The 6,267-nt window shown below is 40.5% G+C and carries 5 protein-coding genes; 1 reads left to right on the forward strand and 4 read right to left on the reverse strand.

The window, feature by feature from the left end:
* Nucleotides 1-477: 477 nt before the first annotated feature.
* The 4 genes from H5202_RS16795 to H5202_RS16810 form a co-directional block, all read right to left on the reverse strand.
* The gene (locus tag H5202_RS16795; RefSeq protein WP_182773086.1) at nt 478-2,814 is read right to left on the reverse strand and encodes an AAA family ATPase; all 2,337 of its coding nucleotides are present in this window, start codon (nt 2,812-2,814) and stop codon (nt 478-480) included.
* A 570-nt stretch (nt 2,815-3,384) separates the two neighbouring features.
* Nucleotides 3,385-3,966 carry a YSC84-related protein gene (locus H5202_RS16800; RefSeq protein WP_182773087.1) on the reverse strand — a complete coding sequence of 194 codons (582 nt, stop codon included), beginning with the start codon at nt 3,964-3,966 and terminating at the stop codon, nt 3,385-3,387.
* Between the two features lie 162 nt (nt 3,967-4,128).
* Entirely contained in the window at nt 4,129-5,070 is a 942-nt protein-coding gene (locus H5202_RS16805; protein ID WP_182773088.1) for a hypothetical protein, read from the reverse strand.
* A 64-nt stretch (nt 5,071-5,134) separates the two neighbouring features.
* Nucleotides 5,135-5,527 carry a nitrous oxide-stimulated promoter family protein gene (locus H5202_RS16810; protein WP_182773089.1) on the reverse strand — a complete coding sequence of 131 codons (393 nt, stop codon included), beginning with the start codon at nt 5,525-5,527 and terminating at the stop codon, nt 5,135-5,137.
* Nucleotides 5,528-5,887: 360 nt separating this feature from the next.
* On the opposite strand from H5202_RS16810, the gene H5202_RS16815 reads away from it, so the two are divergent.
* The coding region (locus H5202_RS16815; protein ID WP_182773090.1) for a hypothetical protein at nt 5,888-6,267 on the forward strand (380 nt) is incomplete at its 3' end.

The raw sequence follows: 6,267 nt of genomic DNA on the forward strand, positions 1-6,267 counted from the left end.
TAAGATCGCAAGGTTCCACCCTGCACGGGCCAAAAGGGGATCAACAGCAATCCCCTCTTGGATCACCCCTGCCGTTCCGGCAACATTTTCGCTTTTTAACCAAACAACAGCAGCGAAAAAATTGCAACGGAAATGGATCCTGCTTTTGACTTCATTTTAGTGTTCCTCGGTCTTATTCGAAAATGCTAACGCTTCCAATGGTACATCCTGTACCGCGAAAGCTAAGCTCACATCCATGTGAGCCTCACGCTATTTTCTTCAACGACCTCAAGTTCAGAGTAGAATCGGTCCATTTCCAAGCCAAAAAACTAACTTGTTTTTGCCCTACTTTCTCTCATACCTCGAAAGTGTCTGCGATAAACTGCGCCGCGTAGATCGCACCAAGCGTATAAGATGGAAATAGCCAAACGCGACATCTGTCCAGTATAACCAATTGAATTGTATAAAAGCCGAGCATTTGCTCGGCTCCCTTATGCTTTACATACGCTTATAAATCAAATCCATCATATCAGTTGCAGTATTACGAGCATCTTCAATATTCATATCTGCCAACTCATGCATTACTGGGTTTAAAGTTGTTCTAAATGAATGAATCTCGTTTGCTACTGCTTCTGTGATAATGCCGTTGTTCTTGAGAGTATCGATACAAACTGAAAAATCGGTTCTCAAAGTGGCTCCTTTAGTTCTAAGTTGGTCTTTGTATCGATGGCGAAGCTCTGTTTCCAAGAACGGTCTAAGTTTCAGTATTTTGTTGTCTTGGGTTTCATTATTGATAAATGCTGTGATTTCGTTGTATGCGTCATCATGCTCTGTTGCGGTCATCTCTGCTTCTGTAGTGGCGGCAAAGTCAGAGCCATTTGCCACTTTTACAATTTTTAGGGCGCTTGTATTTGTGAACTTCTTAATAGCAGTAGCGGCCATTCCACGGTAGTGGGTTGTTATGAATAGCTGTTTTATCAATGGTGAAATATCAAAAAGTTTGTTCAAGATGCTAGAGATTCGTTCATTGTCGAAGCTAGTCACAGGGTCGTCCATTACCAATATGGCCTTGGCTTTATCTTCATCTGAAAGCTTGTTAATTTTAGCTAGGTAGATGCATAGCGCCAAAGCGCGTCTATCAGATTCGCTGAACAGGCAGTTCATCTTGTTTCTTTGAATTGTTGTACCGTTGAAACTGACTTGTAGGTCATAGACAAACTTTTTACCACCATTGTTTGGCTTTCTACTGATATTGAAGTTTCGAGAGCCAAGGCTTTGGAATAGCTGATTTATTTCATCAAAGTAGTTATCTAGAAACTCTTCTTGAGATGCTTCTAGTGTTTCCTTGTTGTTCTTGTATGTTTCTTTGTCTTGTTCTGCTTGTGTACTAAGTTGTCTATAAATTGCGCATTTTTCTTCTAACGTATGACGTAACTTTTTATTCTCAAGTGCTTTCTGGCTTGTGTTCTCGGTGGCTTTAGTAGCTGTTAAGGCCGCAGAATCAAGACCATTTTTAAACTCAATAAGCTTTTCATTTATGGATTCGATTACGATCTTATAGGCTTCTTTGGCATCATTAAATGAGTCTATCGCCGACTGTAGAGGTGAGAAATCAATTGCATCAACAGCGTTGTATGCAGTTTCTATTTTTATGTTTAGAAGCTCTAGAATTTGAGATTTCAGCTCATCGTGTTTTTCTCTTAATTGTTCAATCGATACCTCAACTACCTCATACATATCATCGACAAAAGGGATTAATTCCGCTATTAGGTCAGTCACCGATTGTTCTGGGTATAGCTCAAGTATTTCTTTATTTTCTTCGTGAACCCGTTTAATAGCTTGCTCATCAATTGTAATCAATTGTTTGGTTAGTAGTCGCGTAGCACTTGCTTTGGTTACCTTAATGAAGTTAGAAAATGCTTCATTAAAAGCAACTTTGTAGCTTTCGATTAGTTCTAATGACTCGCCTTCAAGCTCTTGACCACAAAATGGACAGTTTTCATCTAAATGAGTCAGACCGCTGGATGCCCAGCCTTTATAGCCGTTTTGCTCTTTCAGATGTTCCATGTGTTCTTGTACTAAAGCTTTTGCGTCGGAGTGAGCTTCTTCCATGCTAGTAGCCAAGCACTCATTGATTTCATTGCTTGCCGCTGTGATATCAAAAGTAGTAGAAATCTCTTTTAAGTTCTTTCGCGCTTTAGATTGAGTGACGCTACCAATCTGTATCGTCAATGATTCTTGCTCAGCGATAGATGCGGAAATTGCAACATTTAGCTCTTCGATAGACTCTGTTGGTAGTTCAGATGCAACGTATGTTGCTGCATCGGTGATACAGCTCGCTTCTAGTGCGGCCTTAGCTGTTCGTAAAGTTGCATTTGTAGCAGCTAAAGCCTCATTCTCTGCTTTGAGGGCTTCAAAACGCTCGGTATTTTCTTCACCTAGAATGAAGTTTGAAATATTCTCTGAGTTATCACGGTTATTGACTGTGCCGCTTATTACATTTCGATGAATGAAGTTGTGGTCAAAGATGTGCAGTTCACAATCTACGGGTAATCCAGGTGCCCAAGTTTCATTTGAAAATACACAGACAGGTGCATTGTCGAACTGAAATTGGACTTTCATAGGGTTGCCTACTGTACCAGGTCTTGGTATTGCCTTGCGGTCTTTGATTAACTCTGGGTTGTTCGATGCTAGAGAGTAAAAAATGTCACACAGCGTACTTTTGCCATTACGGTTTTCACCGTAGATTATGTTCACCTTAGAAAATTGCGTGTCACCAGCTCTTGCGCTGTGATAGCTACCGATGCCTTCAATTTTTTGTATTCTTCTTAGCATTATGATACCCATTTGATAGATGATCGTTCATGCTACCATAGGTTCATATCTAGAATGCGGTCGATAGTCACTACAAGCGTCAATCGGCAGCGGAACAATCAGGATGGCAGCGTATTAGGTTGTTTGGCAGTGCCAATATATGTGATCTAATAGTACGAATTTGATAGTAATTAGGTGATTTTTACGTTTTGCTACGTGATATTGGCTTACTTTCTCTAATCCAAATCAGCAGAGTTTGAGCAGAAACTCTAACTTACTTTTGTCCATAAGTGAGCCAGAAGCCATGATTGAAAATGGATAAATTCAACTCTGAACTTGAGGCCGTTGAAGAAAATAGCGTGAGCCTGACAGGACGTCAGGCTAGCTTTCGCGGTACAGGATGTACCATCGAAAGCGTTAGCATTTTCGAGTAAGGCCAAGGCCGACTACAAACGAGTTAGCTAGGCTACTCTGTTTACGCTAATTCCATTGTTTGGACTCTGCGATAATAAACCAATTATTCCAAATAATTCAGGCTGCCAATGGCAGCCTGAATGTTATGTACTTAACGTGTGTTAAGACTCGCAGTGGTTACTTACCGTCAAAGGTAAACGACTGACCTGCAAGAGCGGCTTCAAACATTAATCCACCCTTTGCGGCGGTAAATATCGCCATACCATTAATATAGGCTGCGGCTGCGGCATGATTACTGCCTGCTTGTCCAGCACCTGCTGAATTACCTGTAGTACCTACTTGCGCATTGGCACCAACGTTAATGGCCACTGCTGACGCTTGAGCGCTAAATTCAAAGCTACCGCTGGTGAACTCATTATATGCTTTGGCATCTTTAAAGAAGATAATTTCACTATAGGCTTGTCCGCCTAACTGAAAACCAATGGATAGCTGGGTTAGTGTGGAATCCCCCATATAAGCATCGCTTTGGTATACACGACCATTTCCATATGCGGCACCAATTCCGATACCGCCTTTGGCTACGGTTGGGAAGACTGCATAACCATAAGCAGTATTAAATAAATGCCGGCTTTCATCAGCCTTTTTGAAATTAGTAATAGCGTCGCTGTAAGCTTCATCGTTAGCAAAACTCGGAGCTGAAAACGCGAAGCTTAATAACACAAGAACACTGGAAAAAACTAAGCTAATTGAACGTTTCATAAATAACCTCATAGACTAAGTTGTCATGGTAAAAACTCACCATAGAGTAGCATACCCCCTAATGGGTGCGAGTTAATAAACATTTATACTCGGCGGTCATTGGCATACGCCTGAGGATTATTTTTAGCATGATATGTATGGGGGATTAGTCTTTTTGTTGTCTCATGAATTCTTTTTTTTATCCCCATTTTCAGTAACGTGATTGTTTGTAACGTCCCTATCCTCATCGACCATTAAATGATGCAAATAAGTTATTTCTTCTTCATCCAGTAGCTGAACCGTGTGCGATTTTTTGGTTTGCAACGTTGCTTGGCTGGTGGCATTGAGCGATCCGCGTAAATAGGCTGCTCGGGTAACTTGCTGTATGCCATATAGTGCAAACACATATACGGTCAATAATAGGCTTAAACGTGTTACCGCTTGGGTTAATAATAAAACTGAATCACCTAAGTAAAACGGTAAATAAACCAATACGATACGCAATACCCAATTAATGAGAATGCCGATGGTTAATACACTTAGCCAGCGAAATCGAATCACTTGTAAGTTAGGCTGTCTATTGGCCAAATACTGTGGGCGATAGCGGGATAATAAACGATAAATAGCCCAGAAATAGCCAAAGGTTTGTAGCATTAATAGGATAGGTAAAACCATGGCTAATAGGTTAATACTGCTTAATTCGCCTAGCGTTCCAATAGTGTTATTTGAATTTTCTGGATCGATACCGATATGAAATAAGATGGTTGAACTGGTCACTAATGCAACGATAATGGCAACGCCAAAATGTTTTATTAACAGGGGTTGATAATCTTGTGCTGTTAGGCTGCTTTTACAATATAAATACAGCATTGGCATCAGCAGAAAATAGATGGGAATAAACAGTGTAAGGGTTAAATGTATCGGGATTGGGGTGGTTTCTGGGGTGAGTAAACCCGTTAAAAAATAACAGCCGATCAGTAAAAATATCCCAGCGAGCAGGCTATGGCTACGGGTGGCACTTTGATAAATATAGTGAATATAGAGGCCAACTCCAAGACAATGAATGCCTCCGAGCAAGGAGAGCCACCAGTATGTTTGAATGAATAAATCGTTAAATTGGTTCATTTTCACTCTCTTTGACGATAGTGAATACTAACCTACTTTGTGTGAACCGAATAGTTCCCAGTTATTAACTTTGCTTTAATTTACGTAAATGTCTGTTTGAGACTCTTTCTGGTGGTAGACCCGGGGCCGGTTTACGTTCAGCCAATAAATGCTTAATGGCAAAAATTGGGTGAGGCAACAGCATTCTTGGTCCTGCATACATCATTATTTCACGTGCTCTTTGTTTCATATGGGGTTTGTAGCAATGTACAGGGCATTTATTACACGTCGGTTTGTCTTGGCCGTAGGGACAACGATCGAGCCGAGTATTGGCATAGCTTAAAAACTCACTACATAGCAGGCATACACCTTGGGAGGGTTTGAGAGGGTGGTGAGCTTTACAGTAGATTTCGACCATAGCTTGCATAGTTCGAAATTCGTAGAGTAATTTACCATTTAAAAGTTCTGTGTCAGCCATAGTGTTATCTCTTAGTCAATACCTTAGTAAATTAGTCGGATATTCAATAGTGTAAGCTTGGCAATAGTAGCTGACAAATTCCGCTTATTTAACTTTGATCTTTGGCTCAAAATGTCCTTTATTTGGGGTTAAGGTCGCAAAAATGAATAAAACAGATGTGAAATGGTGAGTTATCTACGACTTGTTACAGATTAAAATAGATAAATACTTGATTTTATAGTGTACATTGAAATAATAATGGCTGGTGCTTAAAAAAGCAGCGCGGTATCATTAAAAGCATTACATTGCCTCACAATGAATACCGTTGTGAGTGAGATTAAATAATGTGTTTTGGCACATAATCAGCAAGGTGGAAGCCTAATGAAGGTAATTTTAACTGTCATATTGATTGCAATTGCTCTGTATTTATATAGACGTACTCAAGCTGTGGCAAAACAAGAACGAGATAAAACCAATCGTAATGCCACACCGCATTCATCCAATGAGGTTGCTCAAACTTCAACGACAGCAGACGATACGACTACGGCAGAGTCTGAGCATGTCGTTTTGGATAAGTCAGCAGCAGATGAGGTATTAACTGAAACGACTGTGAAGACCGATGAACTTGTTTCTGTTGATTCAGTTGTAGATGTTGTTGATCCTGTTGATGAGTCCAGCGAAAAGCCTAAAGCACCAGTAGAGCAGGTTAATGAGCCTGTTGATTCCGTCGACATTACTCCTGAACCGACTAAACCCAAAAC

The sequence above is a fragment of the Shewanella sp. SG41-4 genome, assembly GCF_014164505.1.
Taxonomy (GTDB): domain Bacteria; phylum Pseudomonadota; class Gammaproteobacteria; order Enterobacterales; family Shewanellaceae; genus Shewanella.